General features: G+C 59.6%; 19 protein-coding genes and 1 tRNA gene. 7 read left to right on the top strand and 13 right to left on the bottom strand.

The genetic code is table 11. From position 1 onward, the window contains the following. Positions 1–73 precede the first annotated feature (73 nt). A complete protein-coding gene (locus CKW20_RS16480) occupies positions 74–1,186 on the bottom strand; it encodes a CapA family protein (RefSeq protein WP_095053879.1) in 1,113 nt (370 codons plus the stop codon). A 177-nt stretch (positions 1,187–1,363) separates the two neighbouring features. Here CKW20_RS16480 and CKW20_RS16475 point away from each other — a divergent pair. Beyond that, positions 1,364–1,438 (top strand) — tRNA-Gln (locus tag CKW20_RS16475). Positions 1,439–1,643: 205 nt separating this feature from the next. Here CKW20_RS16475 and CKW20_RS16470 read toward each other — a convergent pair. Together CKW20_RS16470 and CKW20_RS16465 are read right to left on the bottom strand one after the other, a co-directional pair. Beyond that, a complete protein-coding gene (locus tag CKW20_RS16470) occupies positions 1,644–3,641 on the bottom strand; it encodes a U32 family peptidase (RefSeq protein ID WP_095053878.1) in 1,998 nt (665 codons plus the stop codon). 110 nt (positions 3,642–3,751) lie between these two features. Further along, positions 3,752–5,638 (bottom strand): sigma-54-dependent Fis family transcriptional regulator, encoded by a 1,887-nt coding sequence (locus tag CKW20_RS16465; RefSeq protein ID WP_095053877.1) that lies wholly within the window; start codon positions 5,636–5,638, stop codon positions 3,752–3,754. A gap of 346 nt (positions 5,639–5,984) precedes the next feature. On the opposite strand from CKW20_RS16465, the gene CKW20_RS16460 reads away from it, so the two are divergent. The 6 genes from CKW20_RS16460 (at position 5,985) to CKW20_RS16435 (ending at position 11,787) form a co-directional block, all read left to right on the top strand. Next, positions 5,985–7,085, top strand: coding sequence for an ATP-NAD kinase family protein (locus tag CKW20_RS16460; protein ID WP_095053876.1), 1,101 nt, complete (start codon positions 5,985–5,987; stop codon positions 7,083–7,085). Beyond that, positions 7,063–8,040 carry a thiamine pyrophosphate-dependent dehydrogenase E1 component subunit alpha gene (locus tag CKW20_RS16455; protein ID WP_095053875.1) on the top strand — a complete coding sequence of 326 codons (978 nt, stop codon included), beginning with the start codon at positions 7,063–7,065 and terminating at the stop codon, positions 8,038–8,040. The genes CKW20_RS16460 and CKW20_RS16455 overlap by 23 nt, the downstream gene beginning before the upstream one ends. A gap of 33 nt (positions 8,041–8,073) precedes the next feature. Further along, positions 8,074–9,093 (top strand): alpha-ketoacid dehydrogenase subunit beta, encoded by a 1,020-nt coding sequence (locus CKW20_RS16450; protein WP_030128853.1) that lies wholly within the window; start codon positions 8,074–8,076, stop codon positions 9,091–9,093. Beyond that, on the top strand, positions 9,090–10,202 hold the full coding sequence (locus tag CKW20_RS16445) for an acetoin dehydrogenase dihydrolipoyllysine-residue acetyltransferase subunit (protein WP_095053874.1): 1,113 nt from the start codon (positions 9,090–9,092) through the stop codon (positions 10,200–10,202). Before CKW20_RS16450 ends, CKW20_RS16445 begins: the two co-directional genes overlap by 4 nt. Positions 10,203–10,291: 89 nt before the next feature. Then, on the top strand, positions 10,292–11,356 hold the full coding sequence (locus tag CKW20_RS16440) for a 2,3-butanediol dehydrogenase (protein WP_256585062.1): 1,065 nt from the start codon (positions 10,292–10,294) through the stop codon (positions 11,354–11,356). Between the two features lie 128 nt (positions 11,357–11,484). Further along, on the top strand, positions 11,485–11,787 hold the full coding sequence (locus CKW20_RS16435; protein WP_095053872.1) for a hypothetical protein: 303 nt from the start codon (positions 11,485–11,487) through the stop codon (positions 11,785–11,787). Between the two features lie 494 nt (positions 11,788–12,281). On the opposite strand, the gene CKW20_RS16430 is transcribed toward CKW20_RS16435, so the two are convergent. The 10 genes from CKW20_RS16430 to CKW20_RS16380 form a co-directional block, all read right to left on the bottom strand. After that, complete coding sequence (locus tag CKW20_RS16430) at positions 12,282–12,638, bottom strand: hypothetical protein (protein ID WP_256585059.1); 357 nt, start codon at positions 12,636–12,638, stop codon at positions 12,282–12,284. Between the two features lie 178 nt (positions 12,639–12,816). Beyond that, complete coding sequence (locus CKW20_RS16425; RefSeq protein WP_095053871.1) at positions 12,817–14,289, bottom strand: family 16 glycosylhydrolase; 1,473 nt, start codon at positions 14,287–14,289, stop codon at positions 12,817–12,819. 11 nt (positions 14,290–14,300) lie between these two features. Beyond that, positions 14,301–15,365, bottom strand: a complete 1,065-nt coding sequence (galE, locus tag CKW20_RS16420) for a UDP-glucose 4-epimerase GalE (RefSeq protein ID WP_095053870.1) — start codon at positions 15,363–15,365, stop codon at positions 14,301–14,303. A gap of 1,448 nt (positions 15,366–16,813) precedes the next feature. Continuing rightward, positions 16,814–18,208, bottom strand: coding sequence for an oligosaccharide flippase family protein (locus CKW20_RS16410; protein WP_256585058.1), 1,395 nt, complete (start codon positions 18,206–18,208; stop codon positions 16,814–16,816). A 37-nt stretch (positions 18,209–18,245) separates the two neighbouring features. Continuing rightward, positions 18,246–19,199 carry a glycosyltransferase family A protein gene (locus CKW20_RS16405; protein ID WP_095053867.1) on the bottom strand — a complete coding sequence of 318 codons (954 nt, stop codon included), beginning with the start codon at positions 19,197–19,199 and terminating at the stop codon, positions 18,246–18,248. 17 nt (positions 19,200–19,216) lie between these two features. After that, a complete protein-coding gene (locus tag CKW20_RS16400) occupies positions 19,217–20,530 on the bottom strand; it encodes an O-antigen ligase (RefSeq protein WP_095053866.1) in 1,314 nt (437 codons plus the stop codon). Further along, positions 20,527–21,636: a glycosyltransferase gene (locus CKW20_RS16395; protein WP_095053865.1), complete on the bottom strand. Its 1,110-nt coding sequence runs from the start codon at positions 21,634–21,636 to the stop codon at positions 20,527–20,529. Before CKW20_RS16395 ends, CKW20_RS16400 begins: the two co-directional genes overlap by 4 nt. After that, the gene (locus CKW20_RS16390) at positions 21,633–22,712 is read right to left on the bottom strand and encodes a glycosyltransferase (protein WP_095053864.1); all 1,080 of its coding nucleotides are present in this window, start codon (positions 22,710–22,712) and stop codon (positions 21,633–21,635) included. The genes CKW20_RS16395 and CKW20_RS16390 overlap by 4 nt, the downstream gene beginning before the upstream one ends. A 2-nt stretch (positions 22,713–22,714) precedes the next feature. Beyond that, positions 22,715–23,458: a WecB/TagA/CpsF family glycosyltransferase gene (locus CKW20_RS16385; RefSeq protein ID WP_095053863.1), complete on the bottom strand. Its 744-nt coding sequence runs from the start codon at positions 23,456–23,458 to the stop codon at positions 22,715–22,717. Positions 23,459–23,484: 26 nt separating this feature from the next. Continuing rightward, entirely contained in the window at positions 23,485–24,876 is a 1,392-nt protein-coding gene (locus CKW20_RS16380) for an undecaprenyl-phosphate glucose phosphotransferase (protein ID WP_095053862.1), read from the bottom strand. Positions 24,877–24,997: the final 121 nt, after the last annotated feature.

Raw genomic sequence — 24,997 nt, 5'->3', positions numbered from 1 at the left:
CGCTTTCGCCGGCAAGCCTGGCTCCTACGAAAAGCAGGGAAGGTTGCCTGGGTTTTAAAGTGTTCAGACGCTTCTACCAACGCAACTCGAAGGCATTTTTCGCACCCGGCTGGATGCTGCTGCCCAAGCATGCGCACTCGCGAGAAAGGGTGTCGTGCAGCCATTGACGGTCATCCCCTTCGGCGCGATAGAGGCGAAAGCGACAGAGGCGGGTGGGTATCAGGTCCAGCGACTGCAGGTTCCCCCCCGGGGCCAACGAGGCAAAGTACAGAAGCCCCAGGTCGCCGCGAAAGGCTGTGTGGCCCTCGATGCCTTCGTAATCGTTCAGCAGATCACCGCAGCCATAAAGAATCAGGTGTTCGCGGTACACCTCGATCCCTTTGATGTGGTGCGAGGAATGCCCGTGCACCACGTCAACTCCGGCCTCGTCGATCAAGGCATGGGCGAATCGGACCTGCTCTCGCGGGATGTCGAACCCCCAGTTGCCGCCCCAATGAATGGAGGCGACCACCAGATCCCCCGGTTTTTTGCTCTCGAGAATCCGTTTGGCCACAGGGCGCAGGCTTTGCATCGACAGATCTTCCAGCCGCGCGACACCTGCGCGCCTGTCCGTGGCGGCCCAGTCCGACGGAATACCGCTGTCGGGTGTGCCGAGGCCGAACACCAGCAAACGCCGCCCGTCTGGCTGCGGCAGCACGGCTGGCGCTTCGGCTGATTGCCGGTTACGCCCGGCGCCGGCGCTGCACATGCCGTTGCTCGACAAGGTATCCAGCGTATCGGCCAGGCCGGCTGCCCCCCAGTCCAGCACATGGTTGTTGGCCAGCACGCAGCAGTCGATGCCGGCGGCGCTGATGGCCGGGAAGTCCTCCGGGCTCATGCGGTAATTGATGCCCTTTGGCTCCGGTCGTCCGCGGCGGGACACCGCCGTTTCCAGGTTGATGATGCGTGCGTGTGGCTGGCGAAGTTCAAGCTCATCCAGCGCAGCGCCCCAGACATAGGTGAAATCGACGGGGAGGGGAATCGGGCCATTGAGTCTTTCTGCCAGCCGGACGTAAACCCCGGCATTCTTGACATAGTCTTCGTAAAGCCGCGGATCGCCAGGATGCGGCAATACTGAGTCGATGCCGCGGGCGGTCATGACATCGCCGGCGAGAAACAGCTTCAGTGTATCGGTAACAGCCGCCATGGCACCCTCCAGGATCAAGAGTAAGCATCTGTTTTAAAACAAATATATTTTTGTGTTGGCCTTCCCAGGCGAAGCGAAAGTTGATAAATTGCCGCCCGTTCTTGCAGAGGCTCTTACAGGGCTGGTCTGCAAGGACAAATCAGAAAGAGAGTGCCGGGCACTCGCAGCAACAGATACAGGGGCGTCGCCAAGCGGTAAGGCAGCAGGTTTTGATCCTGCCATGCGTTGGTTCGAATCCAGCCGCCCCTGCCATTTTCCTTATACTCATCCAAGTATGGCTCCGCAGGCAGGTAGTGCGGGAGTCCCGGATGATTGTCTTTACAGAAACGCCAACGCCAACGCCGATCCGGTCTGGCGTTTTTTTATGCCTGCAAATCCCTCTTGGTCACACCTTTAACATTCAGCCGTCTTGCGAGCGCAGCGAGCGCGGCGCCGTAGCGGCGCGCTCGCCAGTCACTCAGTGGGGCGCGCGAGGGATGGTCTTGAGCAGGTCTTCAGGGCTGATGTGGCCGACGACTTGCTGCACGCTGCCCGGTTGCGGCAGGTCAAGGATGTGTCCCTTCATCTTGCCGATCACATGCATCTCGCAAGGCTTGCAGTCGAACTTCAGCGTCAGCACCTCATCGCCATGCACCAGTTGCATTGGCGCGACCTTGGTGCGCACGCCGGTGACGCCCTTGGCCTGCTTGGGGCAGAGGTTGAAGGAGAAACGCAGGCAATGCTTGGTGATCATCACCGGCACCTCGCCGGTCTCCTCGTGAGCCTCATAGGCCGCGTCGATCAGCTTGACGCCGTGACGGTGATAGAAGTCGCGGGCTTTCTCGTTGTAGACGTTGGCCAAAAACGACAGGTGCGACTCCGGGTACACCGGTGGCGGCTCGGTCTCGGCCTTGCGACCACCCCGTGGGTGGGCTTTGATGCGCGCCGCGGTCAGCGCTTCGATGACTTCGCGGCGCAAGGCCTTGAGCTGTGAGTTGGGGATGAAATACGCCTGCGGCGCATCCAGCTCGATAGCCGTGGCGTGGTACTGAGTGGTGCCCAGTTGGCCGAGCAGGTCGTGCAGTTGCTCCAGGGCCTGTTCCGGTTTGTTGGCCAGGCCGAATGGACCGTCCAGGGTGACACTGACGCTGACACCTTCCTCGCTGGTAGCGGTCAGTTCCAGACGATCCTCACGCAGGCGAGCGACCCAGGCAAGACCCACCCGGCGCTCGGCGGAGGTTTTGATCAGGGCCTGCTGCCAGTTGTGGTCGAGGTTGCGGTTCAATGGGTGATTCGGTCGCAGCTGGTGCAACCCCTTCGGCATCTCATTGGGCTCCACACGATAGCGGTAGCGCTTTTCCCCGTCCTCTTCGAACTCGCCCTTCGGCTCGGCGATGTTGGTGCGCCAGCCCACTACTTCACGCTTGACCAGCACATTGAGGCCATCGCCGTTGGACAGCGGTTCGTGGGTGACCACCAGCAGATCGCGCTTGCCGACTTTCTCCACCACACCCACCGGCAGGCCGGTGAAGGTTGGTGTGTCGAAGGCGCCGATATCGATCTTGCGGTCGCTGACGAAGTAGTCGGTGCTGCCGCGGTGGAAGGTCTTTTCCGGGTCGGGCAGGAAGAAGTGCGCGGTGCGGCCGCTGGATGCGCGGGCCAGGTCCGGGCGGTCTTCGAGAACGTCGTCCAGGCGCTGGCGATACCAGGCGGTGATGTTCTTCACATAGCCCATGTCTTTGTAGCGACCCTCGATCTTGAACGAGCGCACGCCGGCTTCAACCAGATCGCGGATGTTGGCGCTCTGGTTGTTGTCCTTCATCGACAGCAAGTGTTTTTCGTAAGCGATCACACCGCCTTTTTCGTCCTTGAGGGTATACGGCAGGCGGCAAGCCTGGGAACAATCGCCACGGTTGGCGCTGCGACCGGTCTGCGCATGGGAGATGTTGCACTGGCCGGAGAACGCCACGCACAGCGCGCCGTGGATGAAGAACTCGATCGCCGCATCGGTTTCGTCGGCGATGGCGCGGATCTCCTGGAGGTTCAGCTCGCGGGCCAGTACCAATTGGGAGAATCCGGCCTGATCGAGAAACTTCGCCCGCGCCAGGGTGCGGATGTCAGTCTGGGTGCTGGCGTGCAGCTCGATCGGCGGAATGTCCAGCTCCATCACACCGAGGTCCTGGACGATCAGCGCGTCGACGCCGGCATCGTACAGTTGGTGGATCAGCTTGCGGGCCGGCTCCAGCTCGTTGTCATGCAGGATCGTGTTGATGGTGGTGAACACCCGGGCGTGGTAGCGACGGGCGAATTCGACCAATTGGGCGATATCGCTCACCTCGTTACAGGCGTTGTGGCGGGCGCCGAAGCTCGGGCCCCCGATGTACACGGCGTCGGCGCCATGCAAGATGGCTTCGCGGGCGATGGCCACGTCGCGGGCGGGGCTGAGCAGTTCCAGATGATGTTTGGGTAGGGACATGTTTTTTTATCGGGCTTGTCACGGTCGAGGCGCGCATTGTAGCGGCGAAACGCTTGACCGGCACCCGTATGCTGCCCGATGGCGAGCGGGGCCGCCGGATGAAGCTGTGGTTAGCCTCTGCCCGGCATGTCGATGGCATGTTGATGCACCCGTCGATACAGCGTTGCCCGGGAGATGCCCAAAGCCTTGGCCGCGGCGGTGGGTTTCCAGCGATGACGCACAAGGGCATCGATGAGTGCCTGGCGTTCCGGACTGGCGCAGCGTTCCACGGTGTCGGCTGAAGCCGGATCACTGAGTCGATGGCCGAGCAGTTGCTCAGGCAAGTCATTCAACAGAATCAAATGGGTCTCGCACACCGCGCAGGCGTAACGCAGCACGTGCCGCAGTTCGCGCACATTTCCCGGCCAGCGATAGCCGAGCAGGCATTCCAGTGCGGCGCTTCCCAGTTGCACCACTATCCCACAGGCCGACGATTCTTCTTCGAGTATCCGGTTGATCAAGGCCAGTCGATCGCTGCGCTCGCGCAACGGCGGCAACTGGAATCGCGCACCTCTGAGGCGAAAGTACAGGTCCTCGCGAAACTCGCCAGAGGTCACCAGTGCTTCCAGATCGCGGTGGCTCGCACAGATGACCTGAATATCTATCGCTTTGCTGCGTGACGCTCCCAGGGGCGCCACTTCGCCCTCGGCTAAAACCCGCAACAGACGGGTTTGCAGAGGCTGGGGCATATCGCCGATTTCATCGAGAAACAGGGTGCCGCCATCGGCCTGTTCCAGCAGACCTTGCATGCCTTTGCTCGAAGCGCCGGTGAAGGCGCCGGGCACATAACCGAACAGCTCGCTTTCGATCAGATTTTCGGGAATCGCTGCGCAGTTCACCGCGATAAAAGGCCGCTCACGACGCAGACTGGCCTGATGCAACTGGCGGGCGAAGACTTCCTTGCCAGAACCGGTTTCGCCCTGGATCAGCACCGGTAAATTGCGGTCTTTGACTCGCACCGCAAGGCGCAGGCTTTCTTCCAGTCGCGGGTCGAGTTCGGCGGATGACAGTACCCGGCGCGCAGGGTTGCGTTTTACCAGCCGTGGCGCGTTGAGTCGTCCATGCAAGGCATGGCGGACACCCTGGCAGTGAAGCAGGCAAAGCGATTCGTCCCTGGCCCGATGTAATAACTGCTGATCGAACACTTGGCCGATGTGTTCCGGCAGCTGACCAAAGCTTTGCAACAGCCACTGCCGCGCCGCGGGGTTCAGCGCCTGCAGTCGTCCGTCATCGTCCCAGGCGAGCAGGTAATCGGGTTGGCTGTCGACGTAGCCCGGGCTGTTGTGGGCCCGCAGCACCCAGTAGCCCTGGGCACTGCTCATGAAAAACGCTTGTTCTATTTCCCGAGCGCTCTGCACCACCATCTGTCGGATCAGGTGTTGCGAACGGCGGTCGTCCGGAGAGCGCACGGCGGACACATCAAGCACCCCGAGCAGTTCGCCCCGAGGGTCGAAGACTGGAGCAGCAGAGCAGGTGAGTCCGATAAAAGCGGCGCGGAAGTGATCTCGCTTATGCACCGTGACCGGTGTCCGTGCGGTCAGCACCGCGGCCACGCCACAGGTGCCTTCCTCGCCTTCTGACCAGCAGGTGCCCAGGTACAGGCCGGCTTTGCGGCAGTCATTACGGATCGAGGTTTCCACGCGGTAGTCGATGGTCTGGCCCTGGGCATCGGTAAGCAACACGCAGTAGTCAGCATCGCGCACGCGACCGTGGAGGCGGGCGACTTCTTCGCTGGCGATGCGCAGGAACAGTTCGGAGCGTTCTTGACACTCCTGCAGCACGTTCTGCGAAAGGATCCGTGGCCCTTGCAGTGAGCCGGGGTCCAGGTGGTGTTGCTCCATGGAACGGCGCCAGGAGTCCAATATCAAGTCCGACACAGGCAGTTGCGGCAGGTGCGCTGCGTTCTTCAAAACACGGCTGACGCAATCCACGTGCGCCTTCGAGTGTGCGGAAAGCATTTAAGGTCTCCGGTTCGATCTTCTTTTATTTGTGCGGCTATTAAGCGCCGTTCATGGACGGTCGACAAGCATCGGTTCACGCACGGCGAAGGTGAGACGCAACGTCTCAAGGTCTCACCACAAACCCGTGTTTGCTGACATGGGACGTCTCAATCGAGCGTGATCCCAACCCTCATGGACTCAGGTAAAGACCGCTCTGGAACAGGCCTCCTGGCGCTTTTTTGCGAATCTGGCACTGGCCTTGCTCTAGCCCCTGCAACCAGTGCGACTGGCAACCCGATAATAAAAAGAGGTGCCCTATGTTCTCCTGCCGAGGCCTTTTCTCTGTTCTACCTGTGGTGCTGGCGTGAGTCCCTTGCCATTGACCGTCGGCATCATTGCCAACCCGGCGTCCGGCCGGGACGTACGGCGCCTGACGGCGAATGCCGGGCTGTTTTCCAGCACCGACAAAGTCTCGGTGATCCAGCGGCTGCTGGCAGCTTTTGGTGCCACCGGTGTCGAGCGGGTGTTGATGCCCACCGACATGACCGGCATCGCCGCTGCGGTGTTGAAGAACAGTCATGGCCGTCAGGCGCGTGACAGCCATTGGCCAACCCTGGAGTTCCTTGACCTTACCTTGCGCCAGAGCGTGGCGGACACTCGCCAAGCCGCGCGCTGGATGGCTGAACGCGGTGTGTCGCTGATCGCCGTACTCGGCGGTGACGGCACCCACAAAGCGGTGGCGGCAGAAGTCGGCGACATTCCACTGCTGACCCTGTCGACGGGGACCAACAATGCCTTCCCGGAACTGCGTGAAGCCACTAGCGCCGGGTTGGCCGGCGGGCTATTCGCCAGCGGACGGATTCCACCCGAAATCGCTTTGCGCCGCAACAAACGCCTGCTGGTGCGGATTCCGAGCCGCGACCTGTGCGAAGTGGCATTGGTGGACGTGGCGGTGTCCTCACTGCCCTTTATCGGCGCCCGTGCAATTAGCCGTGGGATCGATCTGGCGGAGGTATTTGTAACCTTTGCCGAGCCTCAATCCATTGGCATTTCGGCGCTCTGTGGCTTGTGGTTTCCGGTCTCGCGCCAAGCCCCCAATGGCGCCTGGATGCGCCTTGATCCGCAATCATCCGAAGCCTTGCTGGTGCCACTGGCGCCCGGCCTGTTGCAAGGCTGCGGCGTGCTCGCCGCCGCTAGCCTTGAACCCGGCGTTGCCCATCGCCTGTGCCTGGCCAGCGGCACCCTGGCTCTGGATGGCGAGCGTGAAATCGAATTCAACGCCCATGACTTACCCACCGTGACCCTCGATGCCGGCGGTCCGCTGAGCATCGATGTCAATGCGGCGCTGGCCTATGCAGCGCAAGAGCGGCTGCTGGCCATCGGCCGTGAACATCCGCAACACCCTCTGAACCTTGAGTCTCAAGACACCCTGGAGAATAAAAATGTCGACACAGCTGACCGCTGATCAATTGCTGCATGCCTATCGGGCGATGCGCACCATCCGCGTCTTTGAAGAGCGCTTGCACGTGGAGTTCGCCACCGGCGAGATTCCCGGTTTCGTCCATCTTTATGCCGGTGAAGAGGCCTCGGCCGCCGGTGTCATGGCTCACTTGAGGGATGATGATTGCATCGCCTCCAACCACCGTGGCCACGGTCATTGCATCGCCAAGGGCGTTGATGTGTACGGGATGATGGCCGAGATCTACGGCAAGAAAACCGGGGTCTGTCAGGGCAAGGGCGGCTCCATGCACATCGCCGATTTCGAGAAGGGCATGCTCGGCGCCAACGGCATCGTCGGAGCCGGCGCACCGTTGGTTGTGGGCGCGGCACTGGCCGCCAGGCTTAAAGGTACGGACAGCGTCGCAGTGGTGTTCTTCGGCGACGGCGGCTCCAATGAAGGTGCGGTGTTCGAAGCGATGAACATGGCTTCGGTGTGGAACCTGCCGTGCCTGTTCATTGCCGAGAATAATGGTTATGCCGAGGCCACGGCCTCCAACTGGTCTGTGGCGTGCGATCACATTGCCGACCGCGCGGCCGGCTTCGGTATGCCTGGGGTCACCGTCGACGGCTTCGATTTTTTTGCCGTTCACGAAGCCGCCGGTGCCGCAGTGGAGCGGGCCCGCGCCGGTGAAGGTCCGTCGCTGATCGAAGTCAAGTTGACTCGCTACTACGGTCACTTCGAGGGTGATGCCCAGACCTACCGGGCACCGGACGAGGTCAAGTATTTCCGCGAGCACAACGACTGCCTGATGCAGTTTCGCGAACGCACCACCCGGACCGGCTTGATCGATGTCAGCCAGTTGAACCAGATCGATAGCGAAGTTGACCTGCTGATCGAAGATGCCGTGCGCAAGGCCAAGTCCGACCCCAAGCCGAGCGCGGCCGATCTGCTCACCGACGTCTACGTTTCCTATCCCTGAACGCCCCCTATAACAAGAATCGAGACCTTCATCATGGCGAGAAAAATCAGTTATCAGCAGGCAATCAACGAAGCCCTGGCCCAGGAAATGCGCCGCGATCCCAGCGTGTTCATCATGGGCGAAGACGTCGCCGGCGGCGCCGGTGCTCCCGGTGAAAACGACGCCTGGGGCGGGGTGCTGGGCGTGACCAAGGGCCTCTATCACCAATTCCCCGGGCGCGTACTGGACACGCCGCTGTCGGAGTTGGGCTATGTCGGTGCCGCGGTCGGCGCAGCGACCTGCGGTGTACGCCCGGTGTGTGAATTGATGTTTGTGGACTTTGCCGGTTGCTGTCTGGACCAGATCCTCAATCAGGCGGCCAAGTTTCGCTACATGTTCGGTGGCAAGGCCTCCACGCCGTTGGTGATTCGTACCATGGTCGGCGCGGGCCTGCGGGCAGCCGCCCAACACTCGCAAATGCTCACATCGCTGTGGACCCACATCCCCGGGCTGAAAGTCGTCTGCCCGTCGTCACCTTATGACGCCAAGGGCCTGTTGATCCAGGCTATCCGCGACAACGACCCGGTGATTTTCTGCGAACACAAACTGCTCTACAGCATGCAGGGCGAGGTACCGGAAGAGCTCTATACCATCCCTTTCGGTGAAGCCAACTTCCTGCGCGATGGTAAGGACGTGACCCTGGTCTCCTATGGACGCACGGTCAACACGGCGATGGACGCCGCCCGCAGCCTGGCAGGGCGAGGCATTGACTGCGAGGTCATCGACCTGCGCACCACCAGTCCGTTGGACGAGGACAGTATTCTCGAAAGCGTGGAAAAGACCGGACGCCTGGTGGTGATCGACGAAGCCAACCCGCGCTGTTCCATGGCCACCGACATCTCGGCCCTGGTGGCGCAAAAAGCCTTCGCCTCGCTCAAGGCGCCCATCGAGATGGTGACTGCGCCGCACACGCCGGTGCCATTCTCCGACGCCCTGGAAGACCTCTATATCCCCGACGCGGCGAAAATTGAAAACGCCGTGCTCAAGTTGATCGAGTGGAGCAAGCGTTCATGAGCCAGATCCATACCCTGACCATGCCCAAATGGGGCTTGTCCATGACCGAAGGCCGGGTCGATGTCTGGCTCAAGGAGGAGGGCCAGGCGATCGCCAAGGGCGATGAGGTGCTCGATGTAGAAACCGACAAAATTTCCAGCAGCGTCGAGGCGCCGTTTTCCGGTGTGCTGCGTCGGCAGATCGCGCGCCAGGATGAAACCCTTGCGGTCGGTGCGTTGCTCGGCATCGTGGTCGACGGCGAAGCCAGTGAGGCTGAAATCGATGCGGTGGTCGAGCAGTTCCAGGCCGCATTTGTGCCAGGTGACGGAGTCGAGGAAGACAGCGGGCCGAAGCCGCAGAAGGTCGAACTGGACGGGCGGCTGATCCGTTACTTCGAGCGTGGCGAAGGCGGAGTGCCGCTGGTGCTGGTGCACGGGTTTGGCGGTGACCTGAACAATTGGATGTTCAATCATGAAGCGTTGGCCGCCGAGCGCCGAGTGATTGCTCTGGATCTGCCGGGCCATGGCGAGTCGACCAAACAGCTGCAGCACGGAAATCTGGATGAGCTGAGCGGAGTGCTATTGGCGCTGCTCGATCATCTGGAGGTTCCCGTGGCGCATCTGGCAGGGCATTCCATGGGCGGGGCGGTGTCGCTGAACACCGCGCGTCTGGCACCTCATCGGGTGCGCTCCCTGAGCTTGATCGGCAGCGCCGGTCTGGGCGCGGAAATCAACGGCGATTACCTGCAGGGTTTTGTCGAGGCGGCGAGCCGCAATGCCCTCAAACCACAGCTGGTGCAGCTGTTCTCTGACCCCGAACTGGTCAATCGGCAGATGCTCGAAGACATGCTCAAGTACAAGCGCCTTGAAGGGGTGGACGCGACCCTGCGCCAGCTGGTTTCGGGGTTGTTCAAAGAAGGACGGCAACAGTTCGATCTGCGCGGCGTGGTGCAAGAAGGCCGGCAGCCGGTGTTGCTGATCTGGGGCAGTGACGACGCGATCATTCCTGCGGCCCACAGCGCTGGCCTGCCTGCTCAGGTCGAAATCCTGCCGGGCCAGGCGCACATGGTGCAGATGGAAGCGGCCGAGCAGGTCAATCGGCTGATTCTGGACTTTGTGCAACAACACTAATGCTCCCTTGGCGACCATTTGCGGGTCACCAAGGCCAACGACTTCAAGGAGATTCCAGCATGAGCCTTCTAATTAACCCGGCCCGCAGCATGCGGGCCGCTGTCTGGCATGGCCGTCACGATATCCGTGTCGAAGACGTTCCGTTGCCCGTGTCGCCACCCGCGGGCTGGGTCCAGATTCGCGTGCAATGGTGCGGTATTTGCGGCTCCGACCTGCATGAATACGTGGCCGGGCCAGTGTTCATCCCGGTGGATGCGCCGCACCCGCTGACCGGAATCAAAGGGCAGTGCATTCTTGGTCATGAGTTCTGTGGCGAAATCGTCGAAATCGGCGCCGGTGTTCAGGGGTTCAGTGTTGGCGAGCCGGTGGCAGCGGATGCCTGTCAGCACTGTGGTACTTGTTATTACTGCACCCATGGGTTGTACAACATTTGCGAAAACCTGGCCTTCACCGGGCTGATGAACAATGGTGCGTTCGCCGAGTTGGTCAACGTGCCGGCCAATCTGCTTTACAAGTTGCCGGCCAACTTTCCCGCTGAAGCCGGGGCGCTGATCGAACCGCTGGCAGTGGGCATGCACGCGGTGAAAAAGGCCGGGAGTTTGCTGGGGAAAAATGTGGTGGTGGTTGGCGCGGGAACCATCGGTCTGTGCACCATCATGTGTGCCAAGGCTGCTGGTGCGGCGCAGGTCATCGCCTTGGAAATGTCAGGAGCGCGCAAGGCCAAGGCTCTGGAGGTAGGGGCGAGCCATGTGCTCGACCCCAATGAATGTGACGCTCTGGCCGAGGTGCAGCGGCTGACCGGCGGACTTGGGGCGGATGTCAGCTTCGAATGCATCGGCAACAAACACACGGCCAAGTTCGCGATCGACCTGATCCGCAAGGCCGGCACCTGTGTGCTGGTGGGCATTTTCGAGGAACCCAGTGAGTTCAACTTCTTCGAACTGGTCGCCACCGAAAAACAGGTACTGGGTGCACTCGCCTACAACGGTGAGTTCGCCGATGTGATCGCCTTTATAGCCGACGGCCGGCTGGATATCACGCCGCTGGTAACCGGGCGCATTCAGCTGGAACAGATCGTCGGGCAGGGCTTTGAGGAGTTGGTCAATAACAAGGAGCAGAACGTGAAAATCATCGTGTCACCCGCACGAGTCTGAAGCACTTGCAAGAGCGCGATTGACGATGGGCCCGATGTTCTTGCGCGAGACCATTCGTCAATTGCCCTGCACTCCGGCATCACCAGGGCCTCCAAAGAAGGCCCATTACCCTTGTATTGGAGACGGATATGAAACCCCATCCACCTGTCGCCAAGGATGAGCCAACCGAAGATTTGAGCAACCCCAATGACGACGGCTGCGTGCTCGGTACCGCTGGCCGGAACGAAGACCCGAATGCCACCACCGACTGGGATAAGGAAAGGAACGCTGAAGACCATCGCCAAGGGCCGAGTGACGCCCGAGGGATGCCTGGCTATCCACGTGAAGCCCCTGATGAGCAGACGCCATCGACTACCAGAACCCGGCCACAAACCAGCGAAGTAGAGCCCGGCATTGAAACGCCAGAACAGGACAACGACAAGGTCGGCTGATCTGCGCAGGGACCTTAAACCGCAGGCGACGCTGCTGCTCCAGATTCACTCATCCACCGAAGATCGAGTTTGATGGTGGTGTACATATCCGTTTCTGCGGTAATGGCTGCTGGCGGTTTCGCTTTTACAGCGAGTCACTTGGAAAAGCCCCAAGTAACCAAGGGCTTTTGCCCATTTCGTTCGGTGGCTCGCCCAGGCTCGCCATGCCCTCGCTCCGGTCCTGCTCCGTGCGCGGCTAACCCGGCATCCATGCCGGGTTGCCCACTACGCAGAACCTCCACTCGGCCTCTCGAGAGGGCGGTGCATCAAGATCAACAGCTGCAGGCGAGCTAACGCTCGGCCTGTTAGCTCTCCATCGCCGCGCTGTTCTGGCCGCGCAACAGCAGCCTGATCATGCTTGCCGCTGCCGGGCAGTTTTTGCTGCTGTTGATATTTTACCTGGGCCTCTATCGTCATCAGGGTCGGGTGCGGCCGGTTGCCTGTATCTGCTGTGGCTATTGGTGATGATGGTGTTCATCCTCGGTGAATCGGCGACTCGCTGAGGGCAAATTTGTCGTCATTGCCTCAGCCGACACCTGCGGCTGATGTGTTGGGTTCTCTGCTGGGCAAAACGCGAAAGGGTACTCAGCCATGATTAAGCGCAAGTGCTCGATGGCTTCCAGATACTTGCGATCGGCCTGCCGTCTTTTTTTCTGATATTGCGTGAACATATCGACATCGATGTCGGGCTGATCGAGAAGATCAAGGGCGGCATGGCTCAAATGATAGGCTTCGCTGAACAGTTGTTTGTTACGTTCAAGCGCCAGATTCAGACAGGCTATTGCTTGATCGGAAGTCATCGTACTGTTCATTGCTGCGACCTCTTTATGGGGGGCTGGTGGTAGCGAAACTCTGTAGGAGCGGGCTTGCCCGCGAAAGCGGTATATCAGGCGACATCAATGCTGACTGTATTGCCGTCTTCGCGGGCAAGCCCGCTCCTACAGATTCCGCGTGCCGCACCGCTGGTTCCTGTGAAAAGCGGCTGGGCAGCTATTTACCGCGACGCCACACCTTGAGGTAGTCCACGCTGAAGGTGGAGGGCAGGTCGGCGTCGTCGACAACGCCGAACCATTTCCACATGGCCTCGCTGTCAAAGACGATCTCCATCGGGAAAAACCAGTGGGTGTTCTTTGCCTCGCGTACCAGGACGCCGTCTACGTACCAGCGCAACGTGTCGGGCTGCCAGTCGAAACCGTAGACATGGAAGTCGCTGGCCAGCCGCCAAGGGCTGATCCAGTTGCTGCCATCGCTCAAATGCTCGGTGCTGTGCGGCGTGGCCCAAACGTGGGCGTTCATGTTGTACATACGGTCGAAGAAGGCGTTTTTGGTTTTGCCACCGATTTCGAATATGTCGATCTCCGTGGCATTGTCGGCCAGCCCCGTCCATGCGAGCCAGAAGGCGCTGGAACCTGCCGAGTCCATCGGTTTGGCCCGAGCTTCGTAGTAGCCGTAAAAACTGCGCTCGATCGTACGGACCATTGCAGAGCTATAGCCTTCATAGCCGAGTCGTACGTATTTTTGCGGCAAGGTTTCCTTGCGGAAAACGATGTTCAGATGGCCATCGCTCAAGTAGGCATTGTCCGGCTTGAACAGCGCCGGCTTACGCCCGAGCGATTCAGTGCCCGTGGCATTGTTGACGTGCCAGCGACTGGCATCAAGGGTCGCGCCGTCGAAGTCGTCGCAAAATCGTGGGTCCAGCCGCCATTGGCCGACATTGCCTTGATCGGACAGCGGCAGTTGGGCGTTGATCTGTTTCGGTGTTGTGCCCAGGGGGCCGACACGGGTCCAGGAATTGGCAGCCTTGGGCATGGCGACAGACCACTTGTTCGCCAGGTACTGAAATACGCGCTGCCGTTCTTCGAGCGAGGCCAGGCGGCGGTCGTACACCAGTACTTCGGCGATGTCGCCGCGCAGGTCTTCGGTGCTGCCCACCACGTTACGCCCCACCGCATAGGGGCCGATGGGCACGTCGTTGAGTTCCAGAAAAAACAGGGTCGGATCGTAGGCCGTGGTCTGTTGCACACTGATCGCGAAATTCGGTGCCACGTTGTCGTTGTCGGCGATTTGCGGGCGTGAGCTGAACAGCCGCTGCCAGGTCTCTGCGCTGCTTTGTTCGCTCAGTCTGCGTGACACGACCAATACGGTAACGGGGCCTTTTTCAGCCCGAATCGCCTTGCCGAGGAATGCCGAAGCACCACTGAAACGCACCACTGCATGGCCATTCATGGCGTTTTCCACACGCAGCGGCAACGCGGTGTTTGCTGCATCGTCTACGGAAGCGTCGTTGGACTTGCCGGACTTGTCGTGCCAACGCAAGAGACGGCTGTGGCCATCGAGGGTCATTTTCGAGGCGTCGGCAGCGTCAAGCCATAGCACCAGACCGTTGGCGAGCGGCGTGGGGGACGCGCCAGACGCGGTGCATGCAACCGCTGCCAGGACGATCAGCAGGGCATATCTGGACATGGGCCTTTTGCTCATACCCGTTGCTTTAACGCAATCGATGCCGGTAAATCGGACCGAGAGTGGTATCCATGCGGATTACACAGCTGCCAGCGCCAAGTATCGATGATCATCTGCACCAGATCGCGCTGTGCATACCAGCCCAGATCACGCCCGGCCTTGGTAGGGTTGGCCCAGCATTCAGCGATATCGCCGGCGCGGCGCGGCGCGAATTGGAAGGGAATTTTGATGCCGGTGACGTCCTCGAAGGCGCGGATGATTTGCAGAACGCTGTAGCCAATACCGGTACCCAGGTTCCAGGCATGGATGCCGTTTCTGCTCTGCAATATTTGCAGTGCTTTGAGATGGCCTTCGGCAAGGTCGACCACATGCACGTAATCGCGCACGCACGTTCCGTCGACGGTGGGATAGTCGCTACCGAACACCGTAAGTTCGGGCACTCGTCCCATCGCGACCTGGGTCAGGCAAGGCAGCAGGTTGTTGGGCCGGCCATTGGGATTTTCCCCGATCAGTCCGCTCTCGTGTGCACCGATCGGGTTGAAGTAACGCAACAGGGCGATGTTCCAGCGCGGATCCGACAGGCACAGATCGGTGAGCAATTCTTCGGTCATGAGCTTGGTGCGACCGTATGGACTTATCGGTTTACCGGTGCCCAGGTCTTCAATGATCGGTATCTGCCGGGGGGTGCCATACACAGTGGCCGATGAACTAAACACCAGTTTGAAGACTTCATGTCGGGCCATCGCATGGCAGAGATTGAGCGTGCCGACAACATTGTTGGCGTAATAGTCCAGCGGCTTTCGACCGCTTTCCTCGACAGATTTGAGGCCGGCAAAATGCACCACGGCATCGATGTCGTAGCGGCTGAAAATATCGTCGAGCAGCTTTGTATTGCGAATATCGCCTTCAATGAAGTCGACCCGTGTATGGGTCAAACGCTCCAGCCGTTTGAGCGGTTCGCGGCAGCTGTTACATAGATTATCGAGCACCAGTACCTGCTGGCCGGCATTGATCAGGGCCAAGGTGGTATGGGAGCCGATGTATCCGGTCCCACCGGTAATCATTGTGGTTTTTCCCATGATAGGGCGCTCCGGTCACAAGAAGACTGGACAAGATGGGGAGTGCGGTCCGTGCGGGTCATGCGGGATGCGGGAGAGGGTGTACATATCCGTTTTTGCGGTAACGGCGGCTGGCGGTTTCGCTTTTACAGCGAGTCACTTTCGAAAAGCCTGCGCGGCCCGGCGGAAAGTAACCAAAGCGCTTCTGCCCCTGTCGTTCGGTGCCTCGCTTAGGCTCGGCATGCCCTCGCTCCGGTCCTGCTCCGTGGGCCCGCCGCGATCGGCCATCCATGGCCGTGCGCGGCTAACCCGGCATTCATGCCGGGTTGCCCACTGCGCAGAACCTCCACTCGGCCTCTCGAGGGGGCGGTGCCTCAAGATCAAGAGCTGCAGGCGAGCTAACGCTCGGCCTGTTGAGTGGTGAAAAGCACAGTGGATGTGCGCTGATATTGGATGTGCGCTGATTTTTTGTGTGTGGCTTGTCGGGTCGCCGTATCGCTGCGGTGGCGGCCTGTCAGCCGACCAATTTTTCCCGGATGTACCCGGTCCAATTGTGGGAGCGGGCTTGCTCGCGAAGCTGTAGATCTTGCCGTTGCCGTTGCCGTTGCCGTTGCCGTTGCCGTTGCCGTTGCTTTGGCTTTTGATCCTGATCTGCTTGCCCCTTTCCCAGAGGCCGAACGCAGGTATTGCGCAAGGGGCACCGCGGCAAGGATGCCGCGGTAGCCGCCGCCGGCCATGGATGGCCGATGGCGGCGGGCCCCCGGAGCAATGCCGGAGTGAGGGGATGCCGAGCCTAGGCGAGGCACCGAATGGCGGGGCAAGAGCCCTTGGTTACTTGGGGCTTTTCCAAGTGACTCGCTGTAAAAGCGAAACCGCCAGCGGCCGTGACCGCAGAAACGGATATGTACACGATCAAAGACCTCAATCGGCTATCAGGCCGCCTTCGCGGGCAAGCCTCGCTCCTACAAGGGCAATAACCGCCAGCGGCCGTTACCGCAGAAACGGATATGTACACGATCAAAGACCTCAATCGGCTATCAGGCCGCCTTCGCGGGCAAGCCTCGCTCCTACAAGGGCAATAACCGCCAGCGGCCGTTACCGCAGAAACGGATATGTACACGATCAAAGACCTCAATCAGCTATCAGGCCGCCTTCGCGGGCAAACCTCGCTCCTACAAGGGCAATAACCGCCAGCGGCCGTTACCGCAGAAACGGATATGTACACGATCAAAGACCTCAATCAGCTATCAGGCCGCCTTCGCGGGCAAGCCTCGCTCCTACAAGGGCAATAACCGCCAGCGGCCGTTACCGCAGAAACGGATATGTACACGATCAAAGACCTCAATCAGCTATCAGGCCGCCTTCGCGGGCAAGCCTCGCTCCTACAAAGGGCAACAACCGCGAGCCAGCACAACCGCAGAAACGGACATGTACACCGACACCAAGCCTCGACGCCTCGATCAGAGCATTCAACGAGCAGTGAACACCGATTTGAATTCTTGCGGCCATCGTGGATGCAACGCGCTATAAGCCAGCGCATAAGTGAGCGTGCCGACTCCGATGTTGGCGGCCAGATGCCAATAGCCCCGAAAATCCAGGTACGGAGAAACAAGCACCACGGCGGCGGCCATGATGAGCGAGGCGATCATGCTGCGATAATTGGATTCGACGAATGCTCGCCAGCCATAACCTATTGCCGTGTTCAGCCCGCGGACCTGCAGGGGCGTGATGATCACTATCCGCGCCAGCAAGGCCAGGGCTGCAGCCATGCCTGCGTAGAGGTGACCCAGGCTGTAAACCAGCGCCAGCGCCAGCAGGGTGGTTGCCACTTCAGCCTTGACGGTCAGGTGGGTTCGATTGACCGCCACCAGGGCTGTCATGGCATACATGGCGGTGTTGCCGATGGCCGCCGTGCAGGCAAGTACTTGCAGCAAGGGAATGGCGTCTGCCCATTTGGCGCCGAATATCAACAGGATAATGTCCTCGGCTGTTAACGCGATACCGACGAAAAGTGGCGTGAGCAGGAACCCGCTGATGGCCGTCGAGTCGCTGATCACCTCGATCAACCGCGCAGTATCGCTTCCGCGCCGGGCGAACACCGGCAGCGCATAACTCAAGAGGCCGTTATAGATCGCCGAGCGAGGCAGATCGATGATGCGCATGGCCATATTGAACATGCCGACGGCATGGGTGCCGGCGGTGATGCCGAGTACCACATTGACGCCACGCTGCAGGGTTTGCCAACTCATCACGTTGATGGCAACCGGTGCTCCGGCCGTTAATAATTCGCGCAGGAAGGGCCCGTCAATGTAGAAGGCAATCCGCCGGCGGTTTCCGAGCATCAATACGACGATGGAAACGAACTCCATGATCAGCGCTTGAGCGATCACGGCCCAGGCGCCAAATCCCCAGAACGCAATGGCGATTCCCCCCACGCCGCCGGCCACTTTGCCCAATAGCGTGCGCGAGGCCAGCATTTTGAAGTTGCCGGCGCGGCGCATTTCCACGACATAGACCCGCGCCATCATGGTGAAGAGAATTTTCACCGAGGCGACCGCCGTCATCCATTGCAGCACCAAGGATTTCGTATACAGCATGGCCGCGAACGATATGACGACGATGGAGGCCAGGCTGATCAGCACCGCGAACCAGAAGGCCGTGCAAATATGTTTTTCTTCCAGACGCTCCAACCGTACCAGCGGATCTTCGAGCATTGACGAGTAGAGGATGGCGAACATCTCGACGATCACAATGATCACCGTGCCCACACCCAGCTCTGCCGGCGACATCAACCTGGCATATACGACAAAGGTAATCATCGACAGGAGGATCAGTCCGAATTTCTCGGTGAAAATCCAGATCAATTTAACCAGGCGGTGATTGGCCATGGCGGATACCGGCTCAATGAGCGGTGGTTGACGCAGCTGCCTTGCGCAATGATCGGACGCACGCGTAGAGGAAGCGCAATGTCGGTTTGCCGTTCCTGAAGATCAGCGTTTGCCAGGAATACTCCAGCATTCGCCGGTACACCCCGATCACCTGGGCATGCTCGCCTCTGCGGGAAAACAGTTCGAGAAAGTCGCTGTGGCTGCCCAGCACGAAATCGATCCGTTGCTGCTTGCTGAGCTGCGCGCCAAACTGGGCGAGGTACGCTTCGATGAACCTGATCTTGTACGGGTAGTACCTTATCGGTTGCGCGGTCATGTTGGCGCTGTTGACCATGCGCTGCTGCAGCGCCTCTGGCACCGTGTGGATCTCCCAGTGTTCGGCGATCCGGGTCCACATGAAGCGGTCTTCGGAGTAACGCAGGCTGGCATTGAAGCCGCCGAGTTGCATGATCACGTCGCGTCTGACCATCACGGAGGACACGCCATTGACGACGTTGGCGCGGATGAGATCGTCGAAATGCCTACCGTTTTTTTGCCGGTTTTCCAGTATTCGCCTGCCGTCGCTGTAATCGTTATGCACGTAGCAATCTACCAGTCCCACCGGCCGACCCTGACGACTCAGTTCGTCAAACAGTGCCACTTGTTGCTCCAGCTTTCGCGGATAGAATCTGTCATCGGCATCGAGAAACGCCACAAAAGTCTCTTCAGAGTGCTGCAGTCCGTGGTTGCGGGCGCTGGCCTGGCCTTCGTTGGCTTGGTGCAACAGCGTCAGGCGAAACGGCGCCACGAAGTTCTTGACCCGTTGGGGGCCATCGTCGGTGGAACCATCGTCGATGACGATGACGTGATCGGGCAGTCGCGTTTGCCCGGCCACGGACGCCAGTGTTTGCTCAATGCTGTCGGCGCCGTTGTACATCGCGATTATGACGCACACTGAATGGGGTGAAGGGGGGGCTTGGTCTGGCACGATTATTTCTCCTCTTGTTACGCCTTGGCCGAGTCGCGTGGTAATGCCTTGCCAGGCGGACGTTGACGCAGGGTTGCCGGTGACAACTGGGGGTATGTCACCTGGTGATGCCGGAATGAGAGGGCCAGAATGCAGAACACCAGAAACTCTGCGGAGCGGTAGTTGGGAACGACGTACGCCACATAGTTGGTGAGCATGAACGATCCGATGATGACCATTGCGCTGGCGTGAAACCGTGCCGACTGATCCGCCACCACGGCCCGGTAGTGTTTGATCAGCGCTTCGATCAGCATGAGGATAAGCGCTGTCAGCTGAATGACACCGCCGTTAAGCAAGGTTTCCATGTAGCCGCTATGGGCATTGCCGATGTAACCCCAGCGGTTGATGAATGTCTCGGCGCCCGGGCTGGACCAGAAGGCGCCGAAGCCGTAACCCTTGAGAAATTCGGCATCGATCAGCGGAGCGAGCAGGCCCCAGATCAGCGTGCGATCGGTGAGTGAGTCGTCACGCCCGATCAGCCCCAGCAGCAGCGTGTAATTGCCATAGAGAAAAAGGCAGATCAGCAAATAGATAAATGTCGTACCAAGGAATGCTGTCAGTGAGCGATTGATGTGCATGCGGATCAGAGTGAGGAAGTACCAATAACTGACTGTGCCGGCAACAATCAGCGCCAAGGCCGTGGCAGATTGGGCCAGCGCAATCGCGATCAGCGAGAGTATCGAGTAGAGGATGGCCCAGGGATTGCGCTGACGGATCATCGGCAGCAGTAACAGAATCGCGATCGCGTTGATCCGGGCGCCGGCATTTTTATCCGGAAAAATCCCCACAAAAGCACCATCACGAATACCGCCGTCAATGAAGGCGATGTCAGGCCTGAGAAGTCCCAGTATCAACCCGAACAACGCTGCGGCACCGATGATGCAGCCGAGCATGAAGGCGATTTTCTCGAGGCTGTAGTTGTAGGCGATGAAGCCGGCAAAGAACAGCACGCCGAGCATCGCCACAAAACGTTTGAAACTCAACATCGGGTCGTGGGACCAACTGATCGAAACGGCTACGCCGAGCATGAACAGCAGCAGGAAGGCATTGTTCCGGTAAAAGCTCTTGCTGAGGAAAACCTTGTTGCGGATAAAGAAGAACAGTGGAACCAGCAGGGTGATCAGGCCGCAGATCTGGTTGACCATGTTGCCTTCGAGGTCTTTTTCGGCTGCGCCCAGATTTGACGCATCAGCCAACCCGAAAAAAAATCCGATGACCTGGATATAGAACAGCAAGCCGAATAATGTGAAGGCGTCACGCAACGTGGTGTACCTGACTTCCAGTTTATTCATGACGACCGTCCTGCCAAGGCATCGAGATAGGTTTTTGCTGCGCGGGCACTGATGAAACGGCCCGCGGCATCGATGCGCGCCTGGCGGTTTGCATTGCGCGGTAAAGCCAGTTGACTGGTGATCGCTCGGGCCAGTGCGCCGGGGTCGTCGACAGGCACCAGCGGGGCGATTGCGCCATTGTCGAGAATTTCCTGCGGGCCATAGGGGCAATGAGTCGATACCACCGGGGTGCCCGTGGACAAGGCTTCGACCAGCGCGTTGGGACTGCCCTCGAAGCGCGACGACAGCACAAAACAATCGGCCGCTGCCACTTGCGCCATTGGATCGCGGGTATAGCCCGGCAGATCGAATCGGTCGGCGACTCCGAAGGTGCCGGCCAGCTGGAGCAACCTGGTTCTGAGTGGGCCTTCGCCGAAAATGATCAACCGGGTATTGGTATCGGGTAGTCGGGCGAAGGCATCGAGCAATACATCAAAGCCTTTCTGCTGGGCCAGGCGACCCACGGCGACAATCACCGGGGTGGACTTTTCCAGCAGCCAGCGATGGCTCGGGCGTGCCGGCGCCTTGTCGCGAAAATCGTTGTCGAGCACCGGGTTGTCGGCGATGGTGACATCCTGCGCACGGGTGATGGTGGTATCGACCAGATCCTGGGCGACGCCGCGCGAGACGCAGATCACCGGATTGGGAATGAGCCGGTACAGCAGCGGTGCCAACAGATACGCGGTGCGCACCGTCAACTTGGGGTTGACGTGTCTGTCATGGGAAAACGCATTGCGCTCACTGACATGCAGGCGCGTCAGAGTGCCTGACAGCGCGGCCGCGGCGATGGCCACCACGTTGACATGGGTGAGGGCGGCCAGTTGTGCGTCAAAGTGATTGTGGCGAAGAAAGCGTGCCAGCGCCGGCACTGCCCTGGAGCTGCGCGCACTGTGCAATTCCACCTGTTTGACCCGAGGGTCGATGTGCGCCGAGTTCACACCTGCGCCGCTAAGCATCAACAAGGTCACGTCATTGCCGGCGTCAGTCAGCGCACTGGCGAGGCGCACCATCATTTTTTCGGCGCCACCCCCGCCCAGGTCCTGCAGAATAATCAGCAGCCTTTTCATTGATTCCATACCTGGTAGTACGCCTGCGCGGCGGATTGACTGGTGTATTGACGCACGGCGTCCGTGGCAATCTGGCCGCTTGGCGCAGCAAGGTCTTGCGCGGTCACGCTGCGTAACATCCCTTCGGCCAGTGCCGCTACATCGTTGACCTTGACCAGAGCGCCGAGGCGGCCGTTATCAAGCAGTTCCCTGGGGCCGGATTCGCAATCGCAGGCCAATACGGGGGTGCCAAGCGCTAAAGCCTCGACCAGCACCGTCGGCAAACCCTCATGAAACGAACTCAGGATCAGCAGCCGTGCATGTCTGATCAATGGGTAGGGATTGTCCAGAAAGCCGGTGAAATGCACACGGTCCTCAATGCCCAGACGGCTGGCCTGTGCGTTCAGCGCGGCGAGTTGCGGGCCATCACCGGTGATCACCAGCTCTGGCAGCGCAGCGCTGCGCAACGCCATGGCATAGGCGTCGAGCAACACGTGGAAACCTTTCGGTTCTACCAGCCGACCCACCGCTAACCAGAACTCGGCCGGCAAACCGGTGAGCATGGGCGTCTGTGCGGCACTGAGCAGTTGTTCGGTGACCACCGCATTGGGGCAATAACGGATGCGCTCGCGACCCCAGGGCACCAGTTCCGAAAGGGACTGGCGCAGGCTTTTGGATACCGTCACTACCCGGCCGTTGCCACAGAGGTACAACGCATAAAGCAGGCGCAGGGTAGCGGGGCGGATGCACTGTTCGCTGCAATCGAGTGCCGCGTGACGGGTATAGATGACCTTGCAGGGATTACCCAAGGTAGCAAACCAGGTGCAGAGGTTGGCTTGTTCCTTGGCGGCGATCAGGTGCGTCACCCGCTCACGCCGAATAATCCGGCGCAGCAATACGATGGACCTGAACAGACCGACCATTCCATTGCCGCCGCCATTGAGCGTGGCAGCCCCTTCATCGTCCGGCGTGTCGCCGTTCATGACGAAATAGGTGACCCGTTGACCATCCTTGAGAAACTGTCCGGCCAGACGTTGCTGGACACGCTCAAGGCCACCATCGGGCTTGAAATCCTTGAGGATGAACAGGATATGCATGGCTATTGCTCAGTGATCAATGTGCATTGATCGAGGCGCTCAGGATAAGTGACATTGATGGTCACTTTTCGCCGGATGATCATCAGCAAAAGTTGAACAAAATTAGTCGGGTAATCGATCAGGTAGCGTTTGATGGTGTGCGGTTCGCGGTACATCCGATAGAACGCGCGCAGGTGCAGGCGGTTGACCAGCTCAGGGTAATAATGATGAGTGGCCGTGGCCTCTTGGCGAATGAAACCGCCACAGGTGAATGCCACACCGGTGAAGCCGGCACGCAGGGCATCCTGCTCGAACTGCTCCTGCAGCCCGGCGCCCAGGCCTACGATCAGGATGTTCGCTTCGCTGCGGCAGATGTCTGCTTGAATGCACGCAGCCTGTGCTGCATCGAAATAGCCATTGTGATGACCGGCAATAATCAGCGCCGGGTAGCGAGCCTTGATCTTATCGATGAACAGGTCCAGTTCGGCTTGCCGGGCACCGACAAAATAGAGGCGCTTGCCTTGTTTCTCGGCGCAACTGAACACAGAGTCGGCGATGGACGTGAAGTCAAAGCTGACCCGAGAGATTGTGCGCCCGGTGATGCGCGACATGAACGTCGACATCAGCATGCCGTCGCAAAAATAGGTGATGGAAGTGGGATGTCGGTCGAACAGACTGCCGACGGACGCAAAATTGATGAAAGAAAAGGCCTTGTTGGCGTCCAGTAAATTCGGTGCGTAGTGCCCGATTAACTCCAGGTCGATCATTGCCTGACTCCCAGGGTCAATTGACCCTAATAGGTGTCTTTAGAGAACAACGTGAAAGGGGTCTTGACCAGAATCTTGATGTCGAGCCACAGCGACCATTGGTTGATGTAATTGAGGTCCTGGGCGACGCGCTGCTGCATTTTTTCCAGCGTCTGGGTTTCACCTCGATGCCCGGTGATCTGGGCCAACCCGGTGATTCCGGGCTTGAGGCGATGACGGGCCATATAGGCGCGAACCTTGCCGGTGTAGTAAATGTTGTGCGTGACCGCATGGGGTCGCGGGCCGACCAGGGCCATTTCGCCGAAGAGCACGTTGAACAGTTGCGGGAGCTCATCGATGGAACTACGCCGCAAAAAACGCCCAAGCGGAGTAATGCGCTCATCTTCGCGAGTGGCCTGGCGGACTTCGCTGTCGTCGTGCAAACGCATCGAGCGGAATTTCCAGACCTTGATCACTTCAGCGTTACAGCCGTAGCGATTTTGTTTGAACAACACCGGGCCGGGCGAGGAAAGCTTGATGGCTGCCGCCACGATCAACAGCAAAGGGCTGAGCACAATAATGGCCACGGCGGCCAGGCTACGTTCGAACAGCTCTTTGCAGAGCAGGCTACCGGGGTGCGAACTGATCAGGCTTTCATTGAGGTAGATGGCCGGCATGCGCTCTATCTCCGAGATCGACTGATTGAGCAATACCATGCTGCCGAAATCAGGGATCCAGACCACGTCGACGTTCATGTCCAGAAGATCGATGTACAGCGCTTCAATAATGGCGGCTTGTGCCATTGGCAGAACGATGTAGACGCGGCGTATGTGCAGACGGGTGATGATTTCGCGAACCTCGTCGATGTGTCCCAGCAGCGGCAGAATGCTCGGTGCCGGGCCGGTATGGTCGGGGGTTGCGATAAAGCCCAGTAGCGGTACGCGGTTAGGTCGGGTCAATTTTCTCGCCAGCTTTTGTGCTGTCGGACACGTCCCGATGATCACCGCGCGGCGCTCGTTGCAGAGTTTGTGCGAATGCAGTCGGGCCACGTAATGCAAGGGCAAAAAGCTCATCGCCTGGATCAGATAACCCAATACGGCCCAGACGATGATCACCTGGCGCGAGAAAATCACGCTGGTCTGGGTGACGAAGGCAATGCTGATCAGAACGGCCAGCAAAATCATCCAGGCCGCCAGCAGGCGCCCCAGCCCTGACAACCATTCATGACGCTTATGATAAACCTGCATGACGCTGTAGATCGGAACCGAACCGAGGACAGTGAGAATCATCAGGACACGGTATTCACTGGTCAGGCTGCCGACTCGCTCGTACACGAGCATTACCAGCAGCAGATTGACCAGACTGAGTGCGCACAGCCATTGGCCCCAGAAGGTCAGACCACGACGGTGCTTCATTTGAGCGGTATAGAGCGAAGTCATCGGCTCAACCTCCGGGCATGGGTTGGACATCGGCGCCGGATTATTGCGCGCCCTCGTTCCCGCACGCTGGTATAGCTCGACTGGATGAGGCAGCTTTGGAGGATAGTGAAAGGAGGCTACT

The sequence above is a fragment of the Pseudomonas sp. Irchel s3b2 genome (assembly GCF_900187445.1).
In the GTDB taxonomy this organism is placed as follows: Bacteria; Pseudomonadota; Gammaproteobacteria; order Pseudomonadales; family Pseudomonadaceae; genus Aquipseudomonas.
Note: the sequence above shows the minus strand (reverse complement) of the source record. Positions and strands in the feature narration are given on the sequence as shown.

Coding starts and splice junctions, on each gene's coding strand:
- CKW20_RS16400 (WP_095053866.1), bottom strand. CDS start 20,530: ATGAATAAACTGGAAGTCAGGTACACCACGTTGCGTGACGCCTTCACA.
- CKW20_RS16455 (WP_095053875.1), top strand. CDS start 7,063: ATGTCGACACAGCTGACCGCTGATCAATTGCTGCATGCCTATCGGGCG.
- CKW20_RS16440 (WP_256585062.1), top strand. CDS start 10,292: ATGCGGGCCGCTGTCTGGCATGGCCGTCACGATATCCGTGTCGAAGAC.
- CKW20_RS16380 (WP_095053862.1), bottom strand. CDS start 24,876: ATGACTTCGCTCTATACCGCTCAAATGAAGCACCGTCGTGGTCTGACC.
- CKW20_RS16465 (WP_095053877.1), bottom strand. CDS start 5,638: ATGCTTTCCGCACACTCGAAGGCGCACGTGGATTGCGTCAGCCGTGTT.
- CKW20_RS16435 (WP_095053872.1), top strand. CDS start 11,485: ATGAAACCCCATCCACCTGTCGCCAAGGATGAGCCAACCGAAGATTTG.
- CKW20_RS16450 (WP_030128853.1), top strand. CDS start 8,074: ATGGCGAGAAAAATCAGTTATCAGCAGGCAATCAACGAAGCCCTGGCC.
- CKW20_RS16480 (WP_095053879.1), bottom strand. CDS start 1,186: ATGGCGGCTGTTACCGATACACTGAAGCTGTTTCTCGCCGGCGATGTC.
- CKW20_RS16385 (WP_095053863.1), bottom strand. CDS start 23,458: ATGATCGACCTGGAGTTAATCGGGCACTACGCACCGAATTTACTGGAC.
- CKW20_RS16470 (WP_095053878.1), bottom strand. CDS start 3,641: ATGTCCCTACCCAAACATCATCTGGAACTGCTCAGCCCCGCCCGCGAC.
- CKW20_RS16425 (WP_095053871.1), bottom strand. CDS start 14,289: ATGTCCAGATATGCCCTGCTGATCGTCCTGGCAGCGGTTGCATGCACC.
- CKW20_RS16395 (WP_095053865.1), bottom strand. CDS start 21,636: ATGAAAAGGCTGCTGATTATTCTGCAGGACCTGGGCGGGGGTGGCGCC.
- galE (WP_095053870.1), bottom strand. CDS start 15,365: ATGGGAAAAACCACAATGATTACCGGTGGGACCGGATACATCGGCTCC.
- CKW20_RS16390 (WP_095053864.1), bottom strand. CDS start 22,712: ATGCATATCCTGTTCATCCTCAAGGATTTCAAGCCCGATGGTGGCCTT.
- CKW20_RS16430 (WP_256585059.1), bottom strand. CDS start 12,638: ATGAACAGTACGATGACTTCCGATCAAGCAATAGCCTGTCTGAATCTG.
- CKW20_RS16445 (WP_095053874.1), top strand. CDS start 9,090: ATGAGCCAGATCCATACCCTGACCATGCCCAAATGGGGCTTGTCCATG.